Raw genomic sequence first — 22,035 nt, 5'->3', positions numbered from 1 at the left:
AGCACGAGTTGGCGGCACGCGCGTCCTTCGACAAGCTCAGGATGACAATGAGGCGAGAGGAGTACTTGTCATGCTGAGCCTGTCGAAGCACGGGCGAGCGGCACGCGCACGAGTGGGGCGGCACGCGCTGCGTCTCAGGTGGCGTTTGTTTTGCGCTTGTGCAGGGTGATGGTGTTGCCTTCGGTGTCGGTGATCATCGCCATGGAGCAGACGGGGGTTTCGTGTTCCATTTGCACTGGTATTCCGCGAGCCTTGACGGCGTCAACGGCGGCGCCGAGATCGTCGACTGCGAAGAGAATGCCGTTGCTCGGCTGGAACGGCATCACGGCGGCGCCCCCGCCCCATAGTCCGAACGTGGTTCCATCGGGAAGCTCGTATTCCGCTCCGCGATCGCCGGGATAAACCATCACCGGTTCGAGGCCGAGCACGTCGCGATAGAAGGCGATCGCGCGGGGCGCATCCTTGACCATATAGCCGCTCAAATCCATGCCTGTGATTTTGACGGGATGTTCGCTCATAGATGGCGGGATTCACGCCGCTGTCGGCGCCTCCTTGCGGGGCGCACGATGGGTGAGAAAATACCTATCGTACCTGCGTCCAAAGATATGCTCGCCGAACGATTGCAGTCGGTATACTAAGTGCCTACGAATTTCCGTAGGCACTTGGAGGCCCCGTATGCATATTCTTCGCACGGCAGCGGCTTTCGCGTTCGCTCTCGTCGCAGCGACCGCCGTTGCTATCGCCCAAACGCCGACCGTTGAAAGCACCCCCGTTCCGCTTCCGGCGAAGCCGGACTTTTCGACAATGCAATTTCTTTCGGGAACATGGGACTGCAGCGTATTGAGCTCGCGGCGGCCTGGCCCATATACGACGACATCTACCGCGGCGATGTCACCCGACGGCCACTGGCTGGTCACTCGCACGACCGTTCACAAAGCATCGTGGATACCGCAAGAGTTCGTCGGGCAGGATAGCATGACGTACGACGCGTCGACGGCGCGCTGGGTAGATTTGAGCACCGACGAGACGGGCGGCTACGATATGAGCACGTCGCCGGGCTGGCAAGGCAATTCGATCGTGTGGACAGACATGGCGTACCCCAAAACCAATAATACGGCCATGAACAATCCAACAACGCTGACCAAAGTAAGCGATTCGAAAACCGAATCGATGTCGACCTTCACGGAACCGTCGGGGCGCCTCGTAAACGTTAAGACAACCTGCGCGAAAGCGAGCTAAGCTCTAGAGCGAGGTGGACATAACGCCCGAGGACGATCGCACGAACGTTTGCGGAGTCATGTAGCGGAAGATCGTGCCTCGGGCGTTTGCGAGCGGACGGCGCACGCGGATTAGCCGCGTCGGTCGTCGCCATCCTAAATAGTTCCAACGCCAAAAGAAAGAGGTTAACTTCTGAGGAGGCGTTGACCGAAGGTAAGATGAGCGCACCCTCACTCAGGACCGGATGGAGATCGCTCGTTTTGAACCAACACGAGGAGCTCATTGAAGCTCGCGACCAAATCGTCAACGACTACGGCGCATTAGTTCCGGTGCGCGAAATCACCAGTAACGTAAGCGCCTTTCCCGGTGGCTCGGGCTTTCTCGATGGTAAGCCAGGTGAACGCAAAGTTATGTTCGTCTTGCACAACTACGATGGCAGCGACGATCTAAACAAACCGGAAAACTATAAGAGCGCCTTTTGGTTGACTCTCTACACCTACATCGACGGCGCAGGTATCCCACGCGATGAAGCATTTGTGACCAACGTTTACATGGGGGCAAGGCCGGGCAAGGCGAACGGAGAGATGGCTAGCTTCGGCGGTGAGAACTTCACCGCGCAGTGCATGGAGTTCTTCGACAAGCAAGTCTCAATTATCAATCCATCGCTTGTGATAATGTGCGGCAACTTTGCAAACGTCGCATTGGCCAGCTGGCACGGCAGGCCCAAAGTGCTCGTCGCTCACCCGTCCTCTAATCGCGATGCGAACAAGCGAATTGAGCGTGCCGCGCCATGGATGACCGCAATTAGAAGTGCGCTGGCCGAAACGCATTCGGCCACAGTTATCGCCCCGGCAAAGGCGTCGACGAGCTAGCGCAGGGCAAAACCGCACCGTGCATGGCTCACGCCGCGCGGCCATCGAGACGTTCGAGGCTGCGGTATTGGATCGCTTCGGCGACGTGTTCGGTGCGAATCGAATCGCTCGAAGCGAGGTCGGCGATCGTTCGGGCGGCTCGTGCGATGCGGTCGAGTGCCCGCGCGGAGAACTGCCGCTTCGCCCTTGCGTGTGCGAGCAGCCGCATCGCTTCGTCATCGAGTTGGCAGAGCCGGCGCACGGCGTTGGCCGGGATCTCCGCGTTGCAGGAAATCGCGGTCGAACCGAAGCGGTCGGTTTGGCGGGCGCGGGCGGCGATGCACCATGTCGTCGAACGCAACGCGTGCGACATCCACTTGCAAATCGATGCGATCGAGCAGCGGGCCGGAGAGTTTCGCCACGTACTTTGCAACCGCAGGTTCGTCTCACGGACCGCTGCCGCGATAACCGGACGGGCAGGGGGTTCAGCGCCGCCACCAGCATGAAGCTTGACGGGTCATATGGAAGTAACTGCGTCACGAGCTTCCCATCGTATCCGGGTTACGTGGCAGCGACCGCGAACGCAATTGGCACAGGTGCGACATACAATTTAGCCCTCACGTTAGCGCATTAATTATTGCATTATTCGCGGGTTCGGCGCCGCTGGCTTCGCCTACGCCGGCAACGCGGCCGACAGCGACGGCTGGTCCCTGTGTAATTGCGCCACTTCCTCCGCCTGGCACACGGTGCCACTCGGCCCGCGATATTTTGGGAGCCGGATACGAGATTCACGGCCGCGCGTTATATTCCGATTACCGCAGGCCACCGGGAGCGCAAATTACTCAAGTCACGGGCTATCTCAAAAATTACATTGTTTTGACCGAAAAGACCAACGATTTTCCAGCCGCTACCGCCGAATTTGTTCCAAAGGATCAATCCGCCGATGCCGGCATTTTGCTCCTGGCTTACCCCCTACTCTTGGACGGCGAGCCCTATTTTTGTCCTCGAAATCTAGCAAGCTCCTTCGAACGGCGTTTTAAGGTTTGCGACTCGCTGCCCCCTTCATTTCTCGGCCCGAGCCATCTAGTGCGCATAGACCTGTACCGGGTCGAATACGGTAAGAGCGGTTCGGCTCGCGCGAACGCAACGGACGTTATCGTAAGAATTGCATCGCCTTCCAACTAGAAACAGCATATTCCCGGACAGTGCGGGTGTGTCGCCTGGTTATGGCGGCGTCGATTGACGCGCAAAGGTCATGGACACGCGGCTTCACGCCCGGCAACATCGGTGATGGCAACCAAACGGCGCGGGGGGGGGTAAGCGTGGTAATGAGCCCCGGTCCAGTTTCGTGGACCAACTTGCTACCTGATTTCCTAGCATAGTTCTGGGCGCGAAATTTAGCCGTTCCGTGATTACTATGGCGACGCACATACATTGCGGATTGCATCAATCGTCTACGCCGCGCGGCCATCGAGACGTTCGAGGCTGCGGTATTGGATCGCTTCGGCGACGTGTTCGGTACGAATTGCGTCGCTGGCGGCGAGGTCGGCGATCGTTCGGGCGGCTCGTGCGATGCGGTCGAGTGCCCGCGCGGAGAACTGCCGCTTCGCGCTTGCGTGTGCGAGCAGCCGCATCGCTTCGTCATCGAGTTGGCAGAGCCGACGCACAGCGTTGGCCGGGATCTCCGCGTTGCACGAGATCGCGGTCGAACCGAAGCGGTGGGTTTGGCGGGCGCGGGCGGCGATAACTCGTTCGCGAATCGTTCGGGAGCGCTCTGCATGCTCGTTGCGCACCATGTCGTCGAACGCAACGCGCGCGACATCCACCTGCAGATCGATGCGATCGAGCAGCGGGCCGGAAAGCTTTGCCACGTACTTTGCAACCGCGGCATCGTCGCAGCGGCAGTTGCCGGTACGCGTGCCCCGATAACCGCACGGGCATGGATTCATCGACGCCACTAGCATGAAGCTTGACGGGTACGTGAACGTGCCGGCGGCACGCGCAATCGTCACCGAGCCCTCTTCGAGCGGCTGTCGCAACACTTCAATCGCGGTACGCGAGAACTCCGGAAGCTCGTCGAGAAAAAGCACGCCATGATGCGCGAGGCTGATCTCGCCGGGTTTCGCGAGACTGCCGCCGCCGACCAGAGCGGTCTGGCTAATGGTGTGGTGCGGCGATCGGAACGGCCGCGCGCGTGCGATGCCGAGTTCGCTGCCGAGCAAACCCGCCACGGAGTAAATCTTCGTAACGTCGAGCGCTTCGCCGGCCGACATCGGTGGCAGAATCGACGGCAGACGCCTTGCGAGCATCGTCTTTCCGCAGCCGGGCGGTCCTACGAAAAGCACGTTGTGTCCGCCGGCGGCCGCGATCTCGAGGGCGCGCTTTGCGCCGTGCTGCCCGCGCACGTCGGCAAAATCGCCGTGGACTAGCTCGTCGGTTGGCGAGAGATCGGGCGTAGTGGTCCGAGTTCGCCATTTCGTTCCGTTGCCGAGAACGACGGCTACGGCCGCCTGCAGCGAATCGATCGCGTAAAGTTCGATGCCGTCGATCAAGGCGGCCTCCGCGGCGTTATCCTCCGGCACGATGAGCTTGGTGAACCCGGCGTTGCGCGCCCCCAACACCATCGGCAGGATGCCGGTGATGCTGCGTAACGTGCCGTCGAGAGCGAGTTCGCCAAGTGCGGCAAAGCTCTGCAGCGCGAGTCGATCGATCTGCTCGTCGATCGCGAGCAGCGCTAACGCGATCGGCAGATCGAACGACGGCCCTTCCTTACGCACGTCGGCCGGCGAAAGATTGACGAGCAGCCGTCCCGCGGGGTAGCTGAAGCCGGAATTGAAGATCGCCGCGCGAACGCGTTCGCGCGCTTCGACGAGCGCGCGATCGGGTAATCCGATGATCGTGAGAGCCGGGGAACCGGGCGCACTGTCCGCTTCGACGCGAACGACGTAGCCTTCGATTCCGAGCATCGCGGCCGAGAATGCAAGTGAGAGCAACGCTGACCTCCCTGGCATGCTACTGCGTCCGGAACGCCCGGCGGCTAGGGGCGCTCGACAAGTTCGCGGCCATGCGGGGCGCGTGCGTGCCGGAGACCGCCTGCCGTGGGTCGCGACGGCCGGCGACCCGAACGGCGCTGCGGATAACTTCGCCCCTTCTCGGAGATGAAGTGGCAAGCGCACGTTTACGGTAAGGCATCTGCCGCGCTCGTCGAAGTTTGCGAAGCGCACCGGCTACCGCTACATGTATTTTCGAGGCGTACTTGCGCGGGTCGCCGGCGTTGTCGCTTAAGCAAATGCGGAACTGACGACGCGGCCAACCTCGGCTAGTATATCGGCGCGCGCGCCCTCCGATGCCGACGACGCCGTGTAATATGCGGTCACGAAAATCGGCGAGCGGCCGGGCGGGTAGAGAACGGCGATATCGTTGCGCGTCGCGTGCGCTCCCGAACCCGTTTTGTCGCCAACCCGCCAGTGGGCTGGAACGCCGGCGCGGATGCAATCGGTACCCGTCTTGCAGCCGATCATCCACGACTCCAATTCTCGACGCGACGACGGCGAGAGAACGCTTCCCGTCAACAGCTTCCGCAGGTTCGCGAGCATCGCGGCGGGGGTCGTCGTATCGCGTTGGTCGCCGGGGATGGCCGTGTTCAGGCCCGGTTCGTTTCGATCCAATCGCGTCAGCGAATCGCCGAGCGTTCGCGCGTACGCCGTAACGCGGTCGGGACCGCCGAGCGCACGCAGCAGCAAATTCGCAGCGGTGTTATCGCTGTACTCGACGGCCGCTCTGCAAAGAGCTTGCACGGTCATGGAACCGAGACGAACGTGGGCCCTGGTTACCGGAGCATACGCCAGCAGATCCGCATTGCCGTAGCCGACATGCCGTTCCAAGTGCTCGCCACCCGAATCGACACGCGATAACACCGCGCCAACCAGGAGCACCTTGAACGTGCTGCACATCGGAAAGCGTTCGCCCGAGCGATGCTCCACACGCGCGCCGTTCGCAGAATTCACAGCGAAAACCCCAAGCCGCCCGCCGTACCGCGCCTCCAGCTTAGTCAGCGGAGTCTTCAGAGAAATCGGCGCCACGGCAAGCGAAGCCGCACCGGAAAGAAATGCCACACGATTCATGGCGCGGATGTTCTAGAACGAGCCTTAAAAACTTGCCATAAAAACAAGCTCCACGCTTCGACAAACTCATCCTTCGACAAGCTCAGGATGACAAAGTCGCATGGCCGCATCGACAGGAACCGTGCTTCGACAAGCTCAGCATGACAAAGGCGCGTGACGCATCGACGAGCAGCGTGCTTCGACAAGCTCAGCATGACAAAGTCGTGTGCCGCATCGACGAGCTGCGTGCTTCGACAAGCTCAGCACGACAAAGTCGCGTGACGCATTAACGAGCTCCGTGCTTCGACAAGCTCAGCATGACAAAGTTGCGTGACGCATCGACGAGGTGCGTGCTTCGACAAGCTCAGCATGACAAAGTCGCGTGACGCATCGACGAGCAGCGTGCTTCGACAAGCTCAGCATGACAAAAGTCGCGTGACGCATTGACGAGCTCCGTGCTTCGACAAGCTCAGCATGACAAAGTTGCGTGACGCATCGACGCGATCTGCTCGACAAGCTCATCCTTCGACAGGCTCAGGATGACAAAGCTGCTTGGGTGGGGGGACGGGGTCGTTGTGTCGGGCCTCTGAGGGAGGAGCGGAGCCAGGATGGCGGGAGCGACGACGAAGGGAGCAGCTTTTTCGCAGGATGCGAAAAAGCGGGCGTCCCGCCGCAACGACCCCGTCCTCCCACCCAAGCCCGCGGGCTCAGCCCTTCGACAGGCTCAGGATGACAGGGGGGGAAAACTCTTCGCGGTCTTCATCTGTAGGAGCGCACGCTGCATGCATCTGACTGCTCTCGACTGGATTATCATCGTCGTCTCCGTCGGCATTATGTTCGTGCCGGCTATTCTTCTGGCGCGGCGAGCCGGGAAAAATACGACCGAGTTCTTCGCGGCCGGGCGGCAGGCGCCGTGGTGGCTGATCGGCATCTCGCTCGTCGCGACGACGTTCTCTACCGACACGCCGAATCTCGTGACGAACTTCGTGCGAACCGGCGGCGTCGCGTCGAACTGGCAGTGGTGGGCGTTTTTGCTCACCGGCATGGCGACGGTCTTTTTTTATGCGCGGCTGTGGCGGCGAAGCGGCGTGCTCACCGATCTCGAATTTTACGAACAACGCTACTCGGGAAAGACGGCCACGCTCGTGCGCGGATTTCGCGCCGTCTACCTCGGCTTGTTCTTTAACTGCGTGATCATCGCGAGCGTCAGCCTCGCTGCGGTGAAGATTTCCAACGTGCTCTTTGGCGTCAACGAAGTGACGACGTTGCTCGTGGCCGCGCTCTTTCCGGTAATCTTCGCCTCAATGTCGGGCCTATGGGGCGTCATGGTAACCGACACGATCCAGTTCTTCATCACGATCTTCAGCGCGTTCGCGGCGGCGTTCTTCGCCGTGCGCGCGCCGGGCGTCGGCGGCCTGCACGGGCTCTTCGCGAAAATGATGCACACCAACGTTCCGCACACGCACACCAACGTGCTCGGCGTGCTGCCGAACTTCAACGATTGGCCGACGGCCGTCGCGGTCTTCATCATTCCGCTCACGGTGCAGTGGTGGTCGGTCTGGTATCCCGGCTCCGAGCCGGGCGGCGGCAGTTACGTCGCGCAGCGCATGCTCTCGGCGAAGACGGAGCGCGATTCGGTCTTCGGAACGCTCTTCTTTTCGGCCATGCATTACGCGTTGCGGCCGTGGCCGTGGGTCGTGGTGGCGCTCGCGTCGATGATCGTGTTTCCCACGCTCGGCGACATTCAAGCGCGTTTTCCGTACGTGCAGCACAACCTCATCGGCGACGACATCGCGTATCCGGCGATGCTCACTTTTATGCCGGCCGGTTTCGCGGGCTTGATGGTCGCCGGGCTCTTTGCGGCCTATCGTTCTACGCTCGAAACGCATCTCAACTGGGGCACGTCGTATCTCGTGCACGACTTTTACCGCCGTTTCGTTAGTCCGGAGCGCAGCGAGAAACACTACGTGCTGATGGGACGCATCGTCACGGTGATCATCATGATCTGCGCGTTCGGGCTAACGTTTCTGCTCAACACCGCGAAGGACGCGTTCGCCCTGATGCTCTCGGTCGGTGCGGGATCGGGGCTGGTCTATCTGCTGCGCTGGTTTTGGTGGCGCATCAACGCGTGGACCGAGATCACCGCGATGGTCGTGCCGTTTATCGTTTCGTTGTTCTTCCTGATCCTCGCAAAGACGGGCCATCCGGTCGATACCTCGATCTCGCTGATCTGGACGGTCGCAATCACCACCGTCGCCTGGCTCGTCGTGACCTACGCCACGCCGCCGGTCGACCGCGCGACGCTCGTGGCCTTCTACGCCAAAGTGCGGCCGAGCGGGCCCGGCTGGCGCGCCGTTCGCGAGGAGTCGGGGCTCGCGGCATCGCCCGACAGCCTACCGAACGCGTTCCTCGCCTGGATCCTCGGTCTGGTTGCCGTCTACAGCGCGCTCTTCGGCGCCGGCGCATACGTCTACGGCCACGTCGTCCAAGGCCTGGTCTTTACGGTCGCCTTCGTCATCGCGGTCGCGTGGCTCGTTCCGCTTACGGCGCGGATGTTCGGGGCCTCGGAGGAGCCGGCCGCCTAAACGTAGTCGAAAGTTCTCCACAGGTTGCACAGCTGGGACGCTTGCTCTTGTGGAGAACGAAGGCGCGGGCGAGCGCCATAGGTAACCTGGAGCCCATGCTTTTTGGAGGAGATGCACTCTTGAAGACCCCCCGTCCGCTCATCGCGGCCGCCGCCCTGGCGGCGTTGCTGGCCGCGTGTTCCAACTCAGGATCGTCGAGTTCGTCGACCACCAGCACCACGACGACCGCGGGCTCCGGCCACGCGTCGAAGACGATCGGCGTTTCGATTCAAAACCTCGAGGCGCAGTTCTACCAGGATATGGAAGCCGGCATGAAATCCGAGGCGGCCAAATACGGTTATGCCATCACCTTCGTGGACGCCAATCGCGATAGCGCAAAACAGCAGGCGCAAGTCGAGGACTTCATCTCCAAAAAGGTCGACGCGATCGTGTTGACGCCGTACGATTCAAAAGCTATCGGCAGCGCCATCGTCGAGGCGAACAATGCGAAGATTCCGGTCTTTACGGCCGATATCGCGAATACGAGCAATCAAGGCAAAGTCATCGCGCACGTCGCCTCCGACAACGTGCAGGGCGGCGCGCAGGCCGGCAAGCTGATCTGCCAGGCCGTCAAATCGGGCAACGTGGCGATCTTGGACGAGCCCGAGGTCACGAGCGTTCAGGATCGCGTTAAAGGCTTCAAGGCTGCGCTCGCGCAGAATTGTCCGAGCGTGAAGATCGTGGCCGACGTCGATGCCGGCGGAACGCGATCGAAAGCCAATAGCGACATGGGCGACATTCTGCAGGCGCATAAGAATCTCAAAGGCGTCTTCGGCGTGAACGACGATTCGGCGCTCGGTGCCGTAACCGCCATTAAAGCCGCCGGCGCAACGGGAATCGCCGTGGTTGGATTCGATGCATCGCCCGAGGCGCGGGCGGCGATCAAGAGCGGCGACATGTACGGCGATGCGATCCAGCATCCCGATCAAATCGGCGCCAAGACGATCGACGCGATTCACGCCTACTTTACGGGTGCGAAAGTGCCGGTGACGACCGGTATTCCGGTCGGGACCTACACCAAAGCCAACGCTCAGTAGACGACCCTGAGCACCCCGCTACTCGAGATGCGCGACATCGGGAAATCGTTTCCCGGTGTGCGCGCATTGGACGGCGTCACGCTCGATCTCTACGCCGGCGAGGTGCTCGCGCTCGTCGGTGAAAACGGCGCCGGCAAATCGACGCTGATGAAGATTCTCGCCGGCGCGCAGCCCGCCGACCGCGGGCAGATTCTCATCGACGGCGCCGAGGTGACCATCGACTCGCCGCGTACGGCCGAGCGGCTCGGCGTTGGGATGATCTATCAGGAATTCAATCTCGTGCCGGCGCTCGATGCGATCGATAACATCGTCCTCGGCGACGAACCGCTGCGCGGCATTCTGCTCGACGAACGCGCCGCGCGCGAGCGTGCGGCTGCGGTGTTCGCCGAACTCGGCATCACGCTGCCGCTCAACGTGGAAACGGCGCGGCTTGCCGTCGCGCAGCAGCAGATGATCGAGATCGCAAAAGTTCTGGCGAAAAAAGCCCGCATCATCGTGATGGACGAGCCGAGCGCCGCGCTGACCGATCGCGAGATCGACGCGCTCTTCGCCGTGATCGCCAAGCTCAAAGCGCGCGGTGCCGGCATCATCTACATCTCGCATCGTATGGAAGAGCTGCCCAAAATCTCCGATCGGGTGACGGTTTTGCGCGACGGTAAGGCGATCGAGACGCGCGCGACCAAGGATTTTCCGCCCGACGAGATCGTGCGCGCGATGGTCGGGCGTTCGGTGGAGAATCACTTTCCCGACCTGCCGGCGGTCGCGCCCGACGCGCCGGTCGCGCTCTCGGTCAAACATCTCACGCGCGACCCGGCGATCCACGACATCTCCTTCGACGTGCGGCGCGGCGAGATCGTGGGACTTGCGGGGTTGGTGGGCGCCGGCCGAACGGAGATCTGCCGGGCGATTGCGGGCGCCGATATGCCGCAGAGCGGCGAGATCGACGTGCGCGGTTCGCGCGTGAAGATTCTCGCACCGAGCGATTCGATTCGCGCGGGCATCGCGTTCATTACCGAAGATCGAAAAGGTCAGGGGCTGGTACTCGGGATGAGCGTGGGCGAGAACATCACGCTCGCCCATCTCGCGCAGTTCGTCAATCGCGAGCATCTGCTCGATGCCAAGAAAGAAGAAGATGCCGCCGCCCAGTACATCGCCGAACTGCGGATTCGCACGCCGAACTCGCGGCAGATCGCGCGCAATCTTTCGGGCGGCAATCAACAGAAGGTCGTGCTCGCGAAGTGGCTGATCGGCGGCGCTAACGTCTTTCTCTTCGACGAGCCGACGCGCGGAATCGACATCGGCGCGAAGGCCGAGATCTATACCCTCATGGTCAAATTGGCGGAGAACGGAGCCGCGATCGTTATGGTGAGCAGCGAATTGCCCGAGGTCCTGGGCATGTCCCATCGCATCCTGGTCGTGCGCGGCGGCCGAATCGTTACGGAGTTTGCGCGCGCGGATGCGACGCCGGATCGCGTCATCGCGGCCGCCACGGGGGCTGCCGCCTGATGGCCGACGCCGAGATTAAAGCACAGCTCACCCAGAGCGCGAAAGACGCAGCCGCAAAGAAGGCGCGCGCGTATTGGATGCGCGTCGCGATCGCCATCGTCGGCGTCGCAATCGTCGCGGTCATCATCAATATGGGCGCGCACGGGTCGTTTCTCGAACCGTCGAACATCGTTCGCGTCCTACGGCAGATCACGTACAACTGCATCTTGGGCGTCGGGCAGACGTTCGTCATCATCACGGCCGGGATCGACCTCTCGGTCGGATCGCTCGTTTCGCTCACCGGCGTTACGATGGCGCTCTTTGCCAACACGCTGCACATCGGCGGATTCCCGCTCATCGCGCTCACGCTACTCGTCGGTTGTATCGTGGGCGGCCTGGCCGGCTTCGTGAACGCCGTGCCGGTCGTCAAACTGAACCTTCCGCCGTTCATCACGACGCTTGCGATGATGCTGATGGCGCGCGGCCTGGCGTTTAAGATCTCGCACGGCCGGCCGATTCCGCTAAACTCGCCGGATTTCACCAATACCGGTATCGGCTATTTTCTGCACCTGCACAGCATCCTCGGCCTGCCGGGGATTCCGATTCCGATCGTCTGGATGATCGTCATCGTGATCGCGTGCTCGATCCTGTTGATGCGCACGCGCTTCGGGCGCTACGTCTTCGCCATCGGCGGCAACGAGGAAGCCGCGCGTTTGGCCGGCGTCAACGTCGCGCGCACGAAAACGCTCGTCTACGTGATCAGCGGCGTCGCCGCGGCGATCGTCGGGTTCTTATACATGGCGCTCTTTTCGTCGGGCTCGCCGCAGACCGGAAACGGTTTCGAACTGCAAGCGATCGCCGCCGTCGTCGTGGGAGGAAGCAGTCTCATGGGCGGCCGCGGCAGCATCGTCGGCACGTTTTTCGGTGCGTTCTTGATCGGCATTCTCTACAACGTCATGAACCTGCTCAACATCGAATCCTACACGCAGGACGTCGTGCTCGGCGCGGTCATCGTGCTCGCGGTCGTTCTCGACGAACTGCGCAAGCGCTACCTCACTCGCTAGGAGTTGCGAATGGGAATCGTCTACCGGTATACCGTCCGCGCCATGCGCGGGGCGACGCAGATCGAAAGCGAACTCGGCAAGCTGAGCGAAGAGGGCTGGGAGCCGATCAACTTCGCGCGCGACGCATCGGGTCGCTACGAAGTGATTCTGCGCCGTCTGGGCGACGACGGGCGGCACGAAGACGCCGTGCTCGAGCAACTCGAGGCGTCATCGGAGATGATCGCACCCGAGTTGCCCGACGCCGCGCCCGTTAGAACGGAAAGTCGCGCTCGCTAAGCCCGACGTTGGTTTTCAGTTCGCTCCAAATCTCGTCGGCAACGATTTGGTCGCCTTGATAGCGGATCTGCCGCACGGGCATGTGCGTGGCCTTCGAAAGATCGAGCACCATGCGCGTGACGCCGCCGACGGCAGCCGGGTCCGCGACGTTGAGCGTAACGGCGTCGGTCGCTTGACCGTCGACCGTTGGCCCGGCGCCCTCGCTGAGCTGACCTTTGATCGTGCGATACTTCTCAACTTCGTTCGGAAAAAGGCCATCGGGAATCGTATAGCCGCGCAATGAAACGGCGCGGCCGTCGTGCAGGCCGACTTTGAGGTGGAACTTGCTGATCAGAAAGCCGCCTTGATGGCCGCTCACCTGGTCGCCGCCGGTCCAAACGCCGCCGCCGCCGGCGCCCTCGCCCGATGCGATCTCGATTTTGGCATCGTTGGGTTTGCGATACCAGTAGTGATAGACGCGGTCTTGCGTGCGCGAACCGCTCACTTCGTGCGCCCGCAGAGTGACCGTGTAATCGTGAACTTTCGCGAAGGCATCGTCGAACGCCGCGAGGGCCGGCACCGGTGCCGCTCGCAGGGCGCCGTGTGCGAGTATGAGAGCGAGCGCTGCGAATCCGAGGGTGAGCGAAAAAAAGCGCGTGCGTTGAGCGTTCATGCTGCCTCCGGTGCGAGTAGTTGGCGCTACACGTTCTCGCGGCGGCTGGGAGTTCCGCTCGGACGATTGAGTTCGTCGACCAAGAGCGTTCCGTGCTTGCCTTCGACGCCGATGATGACGTCGCACTTTGCGTCGGCGGCGATGGTTTCGATCGAACGTCCCAGCGGCGCGCCGGTGTAGCGGCCTTCGCGATAGGAGCCCATGATGATGAGATCGGCCTTCTCGCGTTTCGCCAGGTCGAGTACGGCCTGCGGGGTTTGGCGGCCGCGGACGATCTCGGTCCGCACGTCGACGCCCGCTTTCTTCCCGATCGCGCGAGCGCTTGCGAGAATCGCACTTCCGATTCGGTCCTGGTCTTCCATCGTCGCGTCGCTCGGCAGCGCGAACGGAACTTCGACGACGTAGGCCACCAGCAGTTCGGAGTTCTGCCCGCGAGCCACGCGGGCCGCGAGTACCATCATGTGCTCGGAGCGGATCTCGCTGGAAAAAACGACGATGACCGTGCCGAGCCGTTCCTTGAAGGTTTGCTCCGCTTCGCGCGCGGCGATGTCGGCCAGCGTACGCGGCCGCCGTCCCCGCGACCACGCGAGTGCGGCGATCGCGACGAGCCCAAGAACGGCCAGAACCGCAACCGGGATGGCGAGCTGATGCACGATGGGGCTAATAGCCGACTGCGGTACGTTCGAGCGCGTGGATCAGGTACTCGGTCTCGCCCATCTGCTCGGCTAGTTCGTGGTGGCGAAAGACTTCGAGCGCTTCGTTGAGTTTGTGCACGCCGTCACGCAGCTCTTCGCGTTCGCGCATCCCATCCGACGCTTTTTGCAAAATCATCGTCCCGTACTTGAGCGCGGTCTTGGCGTATTCGAGCTGATTGTCGATGGCGTGCAACTCGTGTAGCGCCGAGAGAAAACTCGTTTTGGCTTCGTCGTACCGGCGCCGTCGCGTGGCGAGCATGCCCTTGAGTACGGCTTCGTAAGCGTCGTTGCGATTGCGCGAACTCGCGAGCGCGCGATCGAGCGCGCTGCGCAGTCCGGGATCCGACGACGGATCGACCGCCGCGTTCGCCCGCGGTTTGACGCCGGTTTGCGCCGGCGCGGGAGCCATCAGCGACTGCAGGTCGCGGATGAAATCGCGGGCGGTTTGGTGGCGCTTTCCGGGATCTTTGTCGATCGAACGAAGGATGACGCGTTCGAGATGCTCGGGAATGTTGCGGTTGATTTCGTGGGGCGGCGTCGGCGAGTCGTGCACGTGCGAGAAAATCGTGGCCACCAGATCGTCGCGATCGTTACGGAACGGCACGATCCCGGTGAAGATTTCGTACATGACGATGCCGACGGAGTAGAGATCGCTGCGAATATCCGCCGGTTTGCTCAAGAAGCGCTCGGGTGCGAGGTAGGCGATCGTGCCCACAATCTGTCCGGTGCGGGTCGTTTGCGTCATGTCGCTCGTGCGCCGGGCCAGGCCGAAATCCATCAGCTTGACGTACGCGCCGTCTTCAACGGTCATGATGTTCGAAGGCTTGATATCGCGATGAATCGTCGACTGCGTGTGCGCGTAATCGAGCGCCTCGAGCACGTCGGTAAGGTACGAGAGCGCGGTCTTGTAGGAGAGCGAGCCGCCTTCGAGCTCGCGCAGCGTTTTGCCGCGAACCAGCTCCATGACGATAAACGCAATGCCGCCGTCTTCGCCAACGTCGTAGACCGAAACGATCTTGGGATGATTGAGTGCGGCCATCGACTGCGCTTCGTGCAGGAAGCGCGAGTTTACGTCGTCGGAGCGATCGATCAGCACCTTGACCGCGACTTCGCGGCCCAGCGTTTTATCGAGACCCCGGTACGTGTCGGCCGTGCCGCCGCGACCGATGAGCTCCTGCACCTCGTAGCGGCCGCCCAGGACGCGGCCGATAAAACTATCCACTAAAAAGCGTTCCGATGTAGCGTCATGCGGTCCCCATCTTCGGCCACGACGTCGAAGCGGACGCGGGCGTTCGGAGCGACGATTTGCACGTAATCGGCCGCGAGCCTGCGCAGCTTCGAGCGTTTTCGGGCGTCGACCGCGGAAAAGGCCGAGCCGAAGCGGCTCGTGGTCCGCGACTTGACCTCGACGAAGACGAGGATCTCACCATCTTGGCAGATCAAATCGATCTCGCCGCCGGGCAGGCGAACGTTTCGCTGCATCACGCGATAGCCCGATCGCTCGAGAAAGCTCGCCGCGCGCGCCTCGCAATCGCGCCCCTTGGCACCATTATCGCGGGCCATCGGCTGCCAGGTCCAATTCGAGCTGGGCCTCGCGGACGCGCCAAAACCCCGAGCGATGAGCCGGCGAGGGTCCGTGCAGTTTGAGGGCGGCGATGTGCGCGGGAGTGGCATATCCTTTATGTTCGGCAAATCCGTAGCGCGGGTCGATTGCGCCGAGTTCCACGAGCAGACGGTCCCGATGGACCTTCGCGACGATCGAGGCCGCCGCGACGATCGCGCTGCGGGCGTCGCCCCTGATGAGCGGCTCCTGGGGGCGCTCGAACGACTTGATGCGCACCGCGTCGGTGATCAGATACTCCGGCGCCACGCTCAATTGTGCGATCGCGCGCTCCATCGCCAGCACGCTCGCCCAATAGATGTTCAGCCGGTCGATCTCCTCGACGGTGGCCAAGCCAATCGCCCAGGCGGTCGCGCGGGCACGAATCTGCTCCGAGAGCTCCTCGCGAAGTTCCGGCCGAACTTGCTTCGAGTCGTTGAGGCCGCGCAGCATGAGCGGCTCGCACGCGACCACGCAGGCCGCGACCACCGGGCCCGCGAGCGGACCGCGGCCGACTTCGTCGACGCCGCCGATCTGCACGAAGCCGCGCGAGCGGGCCGCGTTCTCGAACGCGTGGATGCGGTGCAGGCGTCGGCGTTCCCGCTCGTAGGCGTTGCGCGATTTGCGCTCTTTGGGCGTCACTGCGGTTGCTCGAGGCTCACGCGGCCGAATTTGCCGTCGTTGAAGTCTTTGATGTACGACTGCGCGGCGTTGTGCAGATCCGCGTGGCCGCCGCGGCGCATGAACCCGCGCGCCTTGGCGAACGTTTCGAGGTCCGGAGTCGTCGTGCGGCCGTCGCTCTGATCGCGTAACCAGGCGTAAAACCGTCCCACGATATCCTCGGGATCGTAACGCTCGCGCGGCACCGCCCCGACGAGCGCGAGCTTCCACTGCGCTTCGTGCGTGGGAATCTTCGGCACGAGAATTCCCGGCGTATCCATCAGCTCGAGCAGCGGCGCAACGCGAAACCATTGAAGCTGGCGGGTGACGCCCGCGCGATCTTCCGTTTTGGCGGCGGCGCGGCGCAACAGCCCGTTGATGACCGAAGATTTTCCGGAGTTGGGAAGGCCGACGACCATCGCGCGCTGCGTGCCGAGCCCCGAAGGCGATAGTGCGGCGAGTTGAACCATGGCCTTGGCGACGCTTTGCTGATCGCGGCCGTTCACGGCGATCACGCGGCGGCGCGCGCCGAGCGTCTCGAGCCAGCGGGCCGTGATCTGCGGGTCCGCCAGATCCTCGCGATTGAGAACGAGCAGGCGCGCTCGCTGGCCGGCGATGGTATCGAGCATCGGGTTGCCGCCGCTAAAGGGCACGCGCGCATCGACGACTTCGATAACGATGTCGATCAATTTCATGTAGTCGTCGATCCGGCGCATCGCCGCGACCATGTGGCCTGGATACCACTGGACGACCTGCTCGAACTCCGTACCGTTCACAGGGCTCCGATGTTTGCGAGCGGCCAGATACCCGCGACCGCTTCGCCGATAACTTGGTTTTCGGCAACGAAGCCCCAAAATCGCGAGTCGTCGCTGTCGGCTCGGTTGTCGCCGAGCACGTAGAGAGAGCCCGCGGGGACGGTGACGGCCGGAAAGCTCCGGTCGTCGGGATAGCGGACGTACGGCTCGGAAAGCGGGCGGCCGTCGACGAGCACCGCGCCGCGATCCACGCTCACGGTATCGCCGGGCAAGCCGATGATTCGTTTGATGAAGATCTCGGGCGTCGGCCCGTCATGGTGAAAGGCGATGATCTCGCCGCGCTTGGGTGCGTGCATGCGATACGCCACCGTGTTGATCAAAACGAACTCGCCCGAGGCAATGTGGGGTGACATCGATAGCCCCGAGACTTGCGGGGTTCGCATGAAGAATGCAAGCACGAGCAAGCCGAGGACGGCGATTTGCAGCGTTACGCTTGCGGCCGAGCGCCAGTGCATTTGCCGGGGCACGGCGTTAGTGCTTCGTCGCTACCGCCACAGAATCTTCGCGTCGCGCAGCGGCCAGAAGATTACGAACGCCCGTCCGGTGAATCCGGCGGCTTGGCCCGCTCGCGGACCGGTTGCAAACGACCCCGTGTCCTGGGCGAATCCCCAGATATGCGAGTCTTCCGAATCGTTGCGATTGTCGCCCATCATGAAGAAGCAATTCTTCGGCAAACGATCGGGCGCGCTCCAGGCGGACTTTGGCGGAATGTTTGCCTGCGTCGGGTCGAGCGGCTGGAATCCCGCGCCGTTGTCGACGTAGACCTCATAATTCTTCACCACGAGATTGTAATCGGGCGGCTCCTTGATGTACGGCTCTTTGAGCGCTTTGCCGTTCACGTAAACGATGCCGCCCGCAATATGCAGCGAGTCTCCCGGGCTTGCGATGACGCGCTTGATGAAGTCGTCCGGCGAAGGAATCGGGGGCGGAAAAACGACCACGTCGCCGTCGTGCGGTTTATGAAAGCGATATTCGAACTTGTTGACCAGGAGCACGTCGCCGATCTGCAAGGTCGGGATCATCGAGCCCGACGGAATATAGTACGTTCGAGCGACGAACGTGATCAGCAAGAACGCCGCGAGCCCGGCCAGGATGAACGGATCGAGATACTCCCGCGCGAACGCCGTCGATTTGCCGTTTGAATTCGCTTTGACCGGCTGGATACTCAACACGATTCGGGCGACGATGAAAATCGCGACGAGCACGAGCAGTTCGACTGGAGTGACGGCGATCGATCCTAACAACGGTGGCTCGCTTACTGTAGAATGCGCAGGCGGGCGAGGGGCCAAAACAGGAGAAACGCGCGTCCGCTAAATTCGGCCGTTGCGGTGTGGGCGAGTTGCCCGGCCACAAACGTGCCTTTGAGCTGCGCGAAGCCCCAGATGTGGGAGTCGTCCGACTGATTGCGGTTGTCGCCCATGACGAAGTAGAAGCCGTTCGGGATGCGGTCGGGCGCTTGCCACATCGAACGGGGGGGCACGTCGGCTTGCGCGGGGTCGAGCGGTTCGAGATCGCCGTTCCCGCCGTCGTCGACGTAGATGCCGTAATTCTTCACGACGAGATCGTACGCCGGGCGCTGGGCGACGTACGGCTCGCGCGTCGCCTGGCCGTTGACATACACGGTGCCGCCTTGCACGCGCAAGGTGTCGCCCGGGGCGGCCACCACACGTTTGATGAAATCGTCGGGCGACGGAACCGGCGGTTTAAAAACGACGATATCTCCGTCACGCGGTCCGTGAAAGCGATAGCCGAATTCGTTGACGAGTAGTACGTCGTGGATCTGCAGCGTGGGCAACATCGATCCCGAGGGGATGAAGTACGCGCGCAGTACGAACGTGATAAGGAAGAGTGCGACGAGGCCGGCGAGGATGAAGGCGTCGAGGTACTCGCGTACCGCCATGACGGCCGTCGCTTTCGTTGCCCCGGCCGCAAGGGGCCTCAGGCTCAGAGCGATCCGCGCGATCGCGAAGACGCCGATGAGCCCCAGAAGTTGTAGAGGCGTCAGAGTGCTAGCGGACAGCTTTCTTCTCTTTGATGCGCGCCGCTTTACCGATCTTGGTGCTCAAGTAGTACAGGCGGCTGCGGCGGACGATGCCGCGCTTGCTCACTTCGACGCGCTCGACGCGCGGGCTGTGAAGCAGGAACGTCTTCTCGACGCCGACGCCGTGCGCGACCCGCCGGACCGTAATGGCCTCTTGCGCGCCGCCGCCCTTGCGAACCGTCACGACGCCTTCGAACATCTGCGTACGCTCTTTGCCGCCCTCGACGACCTTCGAGTAGACTTTAACGGAGTCGCCGGAACGAAAATCCGGGACGCTCTCTTTTTTCTGCTCTTGGTTCAGGACATCGATGACGTTCATGACAGCTCTCTTTTATGAATGCGATATTGAACACGCCAGTGGGCAGGGCCCAAGGCAACCCTCGGATTCTAGCACGGCCGGTACGTGCACGCAACCGCGGAGGTGTTACTGGCCGTTCTTCAGATCCGGCCGCCGCGCCCGGGTTCGAGCGCGCGAGGCCTCGCGCCGCCAGGCCGCGATTGCCGCGTGATTTCCCGAGAGCAGGACCTCGGGGACGGCGACCCCGCGAAAGACCGCCGGTCGCGTGTAGCTGGGGTAGTCGAGCCGGCCGTCCATGAACGATTCCTCCGAGGCCGAGTCGGGGTGAAGCGTCCCCTCGAGCAGGCGGACGGTTGCGTCCATCATGGCGAGTGCCGGAATCTCGCCGCCGGTGAGCACGAAATCGCCCAGCGAGTACTCCTCGATCGGATAGAGCTCGCCCAAGCGATCGTCGATGCCCTCGTAGTGGCCGCAGATCAGAACGAGACGGTCCAGCTCCCCCGCGAAGCGTCGCGCGGTCTCTTGGCGGAACGGGCTGCCGCTCGGCGTAGTGACCGCGATGACCCGGCGCTCCCCCGGGGTCGCCTGGGCCAAGATCCGATCCAGACTTACGGCGATCGGCTCGATTCTCATGACCAGCCCGGCTCCGCCGCCAAACGGCAGGTCGTCGGCCCGCGCGAGGCCGTCGACCGCGTCGAGGACGTGGTGGTAGCGCACGTCCACAATGCCGGCCTCGACGGCGCGACCCACGATCGAGAGTCCGACAAAAGGCGCAAACATCTCCGGGAAGAGCGTGAGGACGTCGATCGTGAACATACCGCTGCAGTGTTCAACTTATCGAAGTTCAAAGCTCTTTTTCGTCCGGACTCGCTGCCGCCGTACGAGCGCGCGATCGTCGCGCTCGAAGGCGGCGCGTACGACGATGCCCTCGCACGTTTCGATGCCATTCTGGCCGGCCCCGCGCTACCGCCGGCCGAACGCGCGAAGGTGCACAACAAGCGCGGCATCGCGCTCGTCAACCTGCGTCGCCGCGACGATGCCCTCGCCGCGTTTCAAGCCGCGCTCGATCTGCAGCCGCGATACGCGCCCGCACTCGTGAACGTCGGCAATCTGTGTTTGGAAGATGGCGATCTCGACGACGCGGTGTCGCACTACCAATCCGCCATCCTTGCCGACGAGCAGTACCCGGTCGCGCATTTGAACCTCGGCATTGCTTTTAAGCGCCTGGGACGAACGAGCGAATCGGTGCGCGAGCTGAAACTGGCGAGCCGCTTGGAGGGACGCGTCTTTCCGAGGCGTAGCAAATGACGGTGTACGAACAAGGTCAGATTCCGCTTGCCGAAGAGCTGCTTGCCGTCATGCGAGTTGCGGCCCGCAACACGCTCGCCGCGCGCGAACGTTTCATCACGCCGCGCGCGCTCTTGCTCGCGCTCTTGGACGATCCGAGCGTGGGACCCGTGCTCGCACCGGTCGTCGATCGCGATCGTTTGGAAGCGATCGAGCCGTCGGAGATCGACTTGAGCGGCGTTTCGCGAATGCCCGACGAGCGCATCGGCAACGAGGAGCAGGCCGCGCTCGTTCGCTACGACACGATCGCGTTCAAAACGCCTGACGGCCGCGATACGGTCTGGCTCAATCGCGATTCGTTGAGCATCTTTCTGGAAGGGTCGCGCCGCGTCGAAGATCGCTACAACCCCAAACAACTGGCGCTGGGTCTCGCCGCCGAAGCCGTCCGTCAGCCCGGCGTGCTCTCGACGATTCGCGTCGAGCCCGGCGCCCTCATCGACGCCATCTACAAACTCTAGGAGCCTTGCAGGGCGGCGCGGATGAGGTCGTGCGACGGTGTGCCTTCGATCCCGCCGGGCGAAGCGTACGTTCTGCACGCGAGCCCGTACTCCAGACGCGCGTCGGCCCCGGGTTCGATATCGCGTCCGTTTACGCGCACCGAGGGCGATCCGAGGAATCCGTGCCGAACCGCCTCTTCGGGAGAATCGACTTCGACGCGCTCGATCGTTGCGTGCACGCCTTCGGCCCTCAGCGCCGCGCGTATTCGCGTCAGCGTCGATTCAACGTGCGGGCAACCGTCGAACGATAACAACGTAATCGTCATACGCTCCACCCGTTCGTCAAACAACACCACCAACGAAGGCTCGCCATGACAACGAAGGCTCGCCATGATAACGAAGGCTCACAAGGGGTGGCGGCGATTTAGATGGCGTTACCGGGAAGGCCTCCGTGCTTGGTCAGGAAGCAGACTTCGAGCCGATTGCCATCGGGGTCTTCGAAAAACGAGGCGTAGTAGCCGCCGTAATCTTCCGGTCCGTCGATGTCGCGCGCGTTTGCTTTTCGCGCGGCGTCCGTAACGCGATCGACCTGGTCGCGTGACGAGGCGTGAAAGGCGATGCGGTTCTGGTTCGGCACGAACTCGGGGTCGACGATGAATCCGAAGAACTCGTCGTTGGCTTCCCAGCGCTCGCGCCGCCAGGTTGGCTCTACGGCGGTGAACGGGGGCTCGGTCACGCGGAGAAATCCGAACTCGGCGAGCAACGTGTCGTAGAATGCCAGCGCGCGGGCCCCGTCTCGAACGCGGAGATCGATGTGACTAAGAAGGCGCAC

The 22,035-nt window shown here is 62.5% G+C and carries 26 protein-coding genes; 9 read left to right on the top strand and 17 right to left on the bottom strand.

From position 1 onward, the window contains the following. Window positions 1–134: 134 nt before the first annotated feature. Window positions 135–518: a VOC family protein gene (locus VIG32_06090; protein HEY8297575.1), complete on the bottom strand. Its 384-nt coding sequence runs from the start codon at window positions 516–518 to the stop codon at window positions 135–137. Window positions 519–888: 370 nt separating this feature from the next. Between VIG32_06090 and VIG32_06085 the strand changes: the two genes are divergently transcribed. Beyond that, window positions 889–1,239 carry a hypothetical protein gene (locus VIG32_06085; GenBank protein ID HEY8297574.1) on the top strand — a complete coding sequence of 117 codons (351 nt, stop codon included), beginning with the start codon at window positions 889–891 and terminating at the stop codon, window positions 1,237–1,239. A gap of 239 nt (window positions 1,240–1,478) precedes the next feature. Further along, the gene (locus tag VIG32_06080) at window positions 1,479–2,090 is read left to right on the top strand and encodes a hypothetical protein (protein ID HEY8297573.1); all 612 of its coding nucleotides are present in this window, start codon (window positions 1,479–1,481) and stop codon (window positions 2,088–2,090) included. 28 nt (window positions 2,091–2,118) lie between these two features. Here VIG32_06080 and VIG32_06075 read toward each other — a convergent pair whose 3' ends face one another. From VIG32_06075 to bla, 3 genes are all read right to left on the bottom strand, one after another. Continuing rightward, entirely contained in the window at window positions 2,119–2,430 is a 312-nt protein-coding gene (locus tag VIG32_06075) for a hypothetical protein (protein HEY8297572.1), read from the bottom strand. A 1,093-nt stretch (window positions 2,431–3,523) separates the two neighbouring features. Continuing rightward, on the bottom strand, window positions 3,524–5,062 hold the full coding sequence (locus VIG32_06070) for a YifB family Mg chelatase-like AAA ATPase (GenBank protein HEY8297571.1): 1,539 nt from the start codon (window positions 5,060–5,062) through the stop codon (window positions 3,524–3,526). Window positions 5,063–5,350: 288 nt separating this feature from the next. Beyond that, the gene (bla, locus tag VIG32_06065; GenBank protein HEY8297570.1) at window positions 5,351–6,193 is read right to left on the bottom strand and encodes a class A beta-lactamase; all 843 of its coding nucleotides are present in this window, start codon (window positions 6,191–6,193) and stop codon (window positions 5,351–5,353) included. A gap of 761 nt (window positions 6,194–6,954) precedes the next feature. Here bla and VIG32_06060 point away from each other — a divergent pair. The 5 genes from VIG32_06060 (at window position 6,955) to VIG32_06040 (ending at window position 12,658) form a co-directional block, all read left to right on the top strand. After that, complete coding sequence (locus VIG32_06060; GenBank protein HEY8297569.1) at window positions 6,955–8,757, top strand: sodium:solute symporter family protein; 1,803 nt, start codon at window positions 6,955–6,957, stop codon at window positions 8,755–8,757. Window positions 8,758–8,876: 119 nt separating this feature from the next. Beyond that, window positions 8,877–9,833: a substrate-binding domain-containing protein gene (locus VIG32_06055; protein ID HEY8297568.1), complete on the top strand. Its 957-nt coding sequence runs from the start codon at window positions 8,877–8,879 to the stop codon at window positions 9,831–9,833. A gap of 57 nt (window positions 9,834–9,890) precedes the next feature. Further along, window positions 9,891–11,339 carry a sugar ABC transporter ATP-binding protein gene (locus tag VIG32_06050; GenBank protein HEY8297567.1) on the top strand — a complete coding sequence of 483 codons (1,449 nt, stop codon included), beginning with the start codon at window positions 9,891–9,893 and terminating at the stop codon, window positions 11,337–11,339. Beyond that, window positions 11,339–12,382: an ABC transporter permease gene (locus VIG32_06045; protein ID HEY8297566.1), complete on the top strand. Its 1,044-nt coding sequence runs from the start codon at window positions 11,339–11,341 to the stop codon at window positions 12,380–12,382. The genes VIG32_06050 and VIG32_06045 overlap by 1 nt, the downstream gene beginning before the upstream one ends. 9 nt (window positions 12,383–12,391) lie before the next feature. Beyond that, entirely contained in the window at window positions 12,392–12,658 is a 267-nt protein-coding gene (locus tag VIG32_06040; protein HEY8297565.1) for a hypothetical protein, read from the top strand. Here the strand turns inward: VIG32_06040 and VIG32_06035 are convergent. From VIG32_06035 to trmD, 11 genes are all read right to left on the bottom strand, one after another. Further along, window positions 12,633–13,310 carry a hypothetical protein gene (locus tag VIG32_06035; GenBank protein HEY8297564.1) on the bottom strand — a complete coding sequence of 226 codons (678 nt, stop codon included), beginning with the start codon at window positions 13,308–13,310 and terminating at the stop codon, window positions 12,633–12,635. The genes VIG32_06040 and VIG32_06035 overlap by 26 nt on opposite strands. A 26-nt stretch (window positions 13,311–13,336) precedes the next feature. Then, complete coding sequence (locus VIG32_06030; protein ID HEY8297563.1) at window positions 13,337–13,963, bottom strand: universal stress protein; 627 nt, start codon at window positions 13,961–13,963, stop codon at window positions 13,337–13,339. A 7-nt stretch (window positions 13,964–13,970) separates the two neighbouring features. Then, window positions 13,971–15,227, bottom strand: coding sequence for a protein kinase (locus tag VIG32_06025; protein ID HEY8297562.1), 1,257 nt, complete (start codon window positions 15,225–15,227; stop codon window positions 13,971–13,973). Then, the gene (locus VIG32_06020; GenBank protein HEY8297561.1) at window positions 15,227–15,568 is read right to left on the bottom strand and encodes a YraN family protein; all 342 of its coding nucleotides are present in this window, start codon (window positions 15,566–15,568) and stop codon (window positions 15,227–15,229) included. The genes VIG32_06025 and VIG32_06020 overlap by 1 nt, the downstream gene beginning before the upstream one ends. After that, complete coding sequence (locus tag VIG32_06015; protein HEY8297560.1) at window positions 15,555–16,247, bottom strand: ribonuclease HII; 693 nt, start codon at window positions 16,245–16,247, stop codon at window positions 15,555–15,557. The genes VIG32_06020 and VIG32_06015 overlap by 14 nt, the downstream gene beginning before the upstream one ends. After that, window positions 16,244–17,041, bottom strand: coding sequence for a ribosome biogenesis GTPase YlqF (ylqF, locus tag VIG32_06010; protein HEY8297559.1), 798 nt, complete (start codon window positions 17,039–17,041; stop codon window positions 16,244–16,246). The genes VIG32_06015 and ylqF overlap by 4 nt, the downstream gene beginning before the upstream one ends. Then, on the bottom strand, window positions 17,038–17,547 hold the full coding sequence (gene lepB, locus VIG32_06005; protein ID HEY8297558.1) for a signal peptidase I: 510 nt from the start codon (window positions 17,545–17,547) through the stop codon (window positions 17,038–17,040). Before lepB (VIG32_06005) ends, ylqF begins: the two co-directional genes overlap by 4 nt. Window positions 17,548–17,565: 18 nt before the next feature. Further along, entirely contained in the window at window positions 17,566–18,324 is a 759-nt protein-coding gene (lepB, locus tag VIG32_06000; GenBank protein HEY8297557.1) for a signal peptidase I, read from the bottom strand. Window positions 18,325–18,335: 11 nt separating this feature from the next. After that, window positions 18,336–18,980, bottom strand: a complete 645-nt coding sequence (gene lepB / locus VIG32_05995; protein ID HEY8297556.1) for a signal peptidase I — start codon at window positions 18,978–18,980, stop codon at window positions 18,336–18,338. 109 nt (window positions 18,981–19,089) lie between these two features. Continuing rightward, window positions 19,090–19,440, bottom strand: coding sequence for a 50S ribosomal protein L19 (rplS, locus tag VIG32_05990; GenBank protein ID HEY8297555.1), 351 nt, complete (start codon window positions 19,438–19,440; stop codon window positions 19,090–19,092). Between the two features lie 105 nt (window positions 19,441–19,545). Then, window positions 19,546–20,235, bottom strand: coding sequence for a tRNA (guanosine(37)-N1)-methyltransferase TrmD (gene trmD, locus VIG32_05985; GenBank protein HEY8297554.1), 690 nt, complete (start codon window positions 20,233–20,235; stop codon window positions 19,546–19,548). Window positions 20,236–20,244: 9 nt separating this feature from the next. On the opposite strand from trmD, the gene VIG32_05980 reads away from it, so the two are divergent. After that, the gene (locus tag VIG32_05980) at window positions 20,245–20,727 is read left to right on the top strand and encodes a tetratricopeptide repeat protein (GenBank protein HEY8297553.1); all 483 of its coding nucleotides are present in this window, start codon (window positions 20,245–20,247) and stop codon (window positions 20,725–20,727) included. 2 nt (window positions 20,728–20,729) lie between these two features. After that, window positions 20,730–21,224, top strand: a complete 495-nt coding sequence (locus VIG32_05975; GenBank protein ID HEY8297552.1) for a hypothetical protein — start codon at window positions 20,730–20,732, stop codon at window positions 21,222–21,224. On the opposite strand, the gene VIG32_05970 is transcribed toward VIG32_05975, so the two are convergent. Together VIG32_05970 and VIG32_05965 are read right to left on the bottom strand one after the other, a co-directional pair. Continuing rightward, window positions 21,221–21,529 carry a hypothetical protein gene (locus tag VIG32_05970; GenBank protein ID HEY8297551.1) on the bottom strand — a complete coding sequence of 103 codons (309 nt, stop codon included), beginning with the start codon at window positions 21,527–21,529 and terminating at the stop codon, window positions 21,221–21,223. The two genes, VIG32_05975 and VIG32_05970, sit on opposite strands and share 4 nt — an antisense overlap. Window positions 21,530–21,627: 98 nt before the next feature. Next, complete coding sequence (locus VIG32_05965; protein HEY8297550.1) at window positions 21,628–22,035, bottom strand: VOC family protein; 408 nt, start codon at window positions 22,033–22,035, stop codon at window positions 21,628–21,630.

The sequence above is a fragment of the Candidatus Baltobacteraceae bacterium genome (assembly GCA_036559195.1).
GTDB lineage: Bacteria > Vulcanimicrobiota > Vulcanimicrobiia > Vulcanimicrobiales > Vulcanimicrobiaceae > JALYTZ01.
This window is presented reverse-complemented; position numbering and strand designations above follow the sequence as displayed.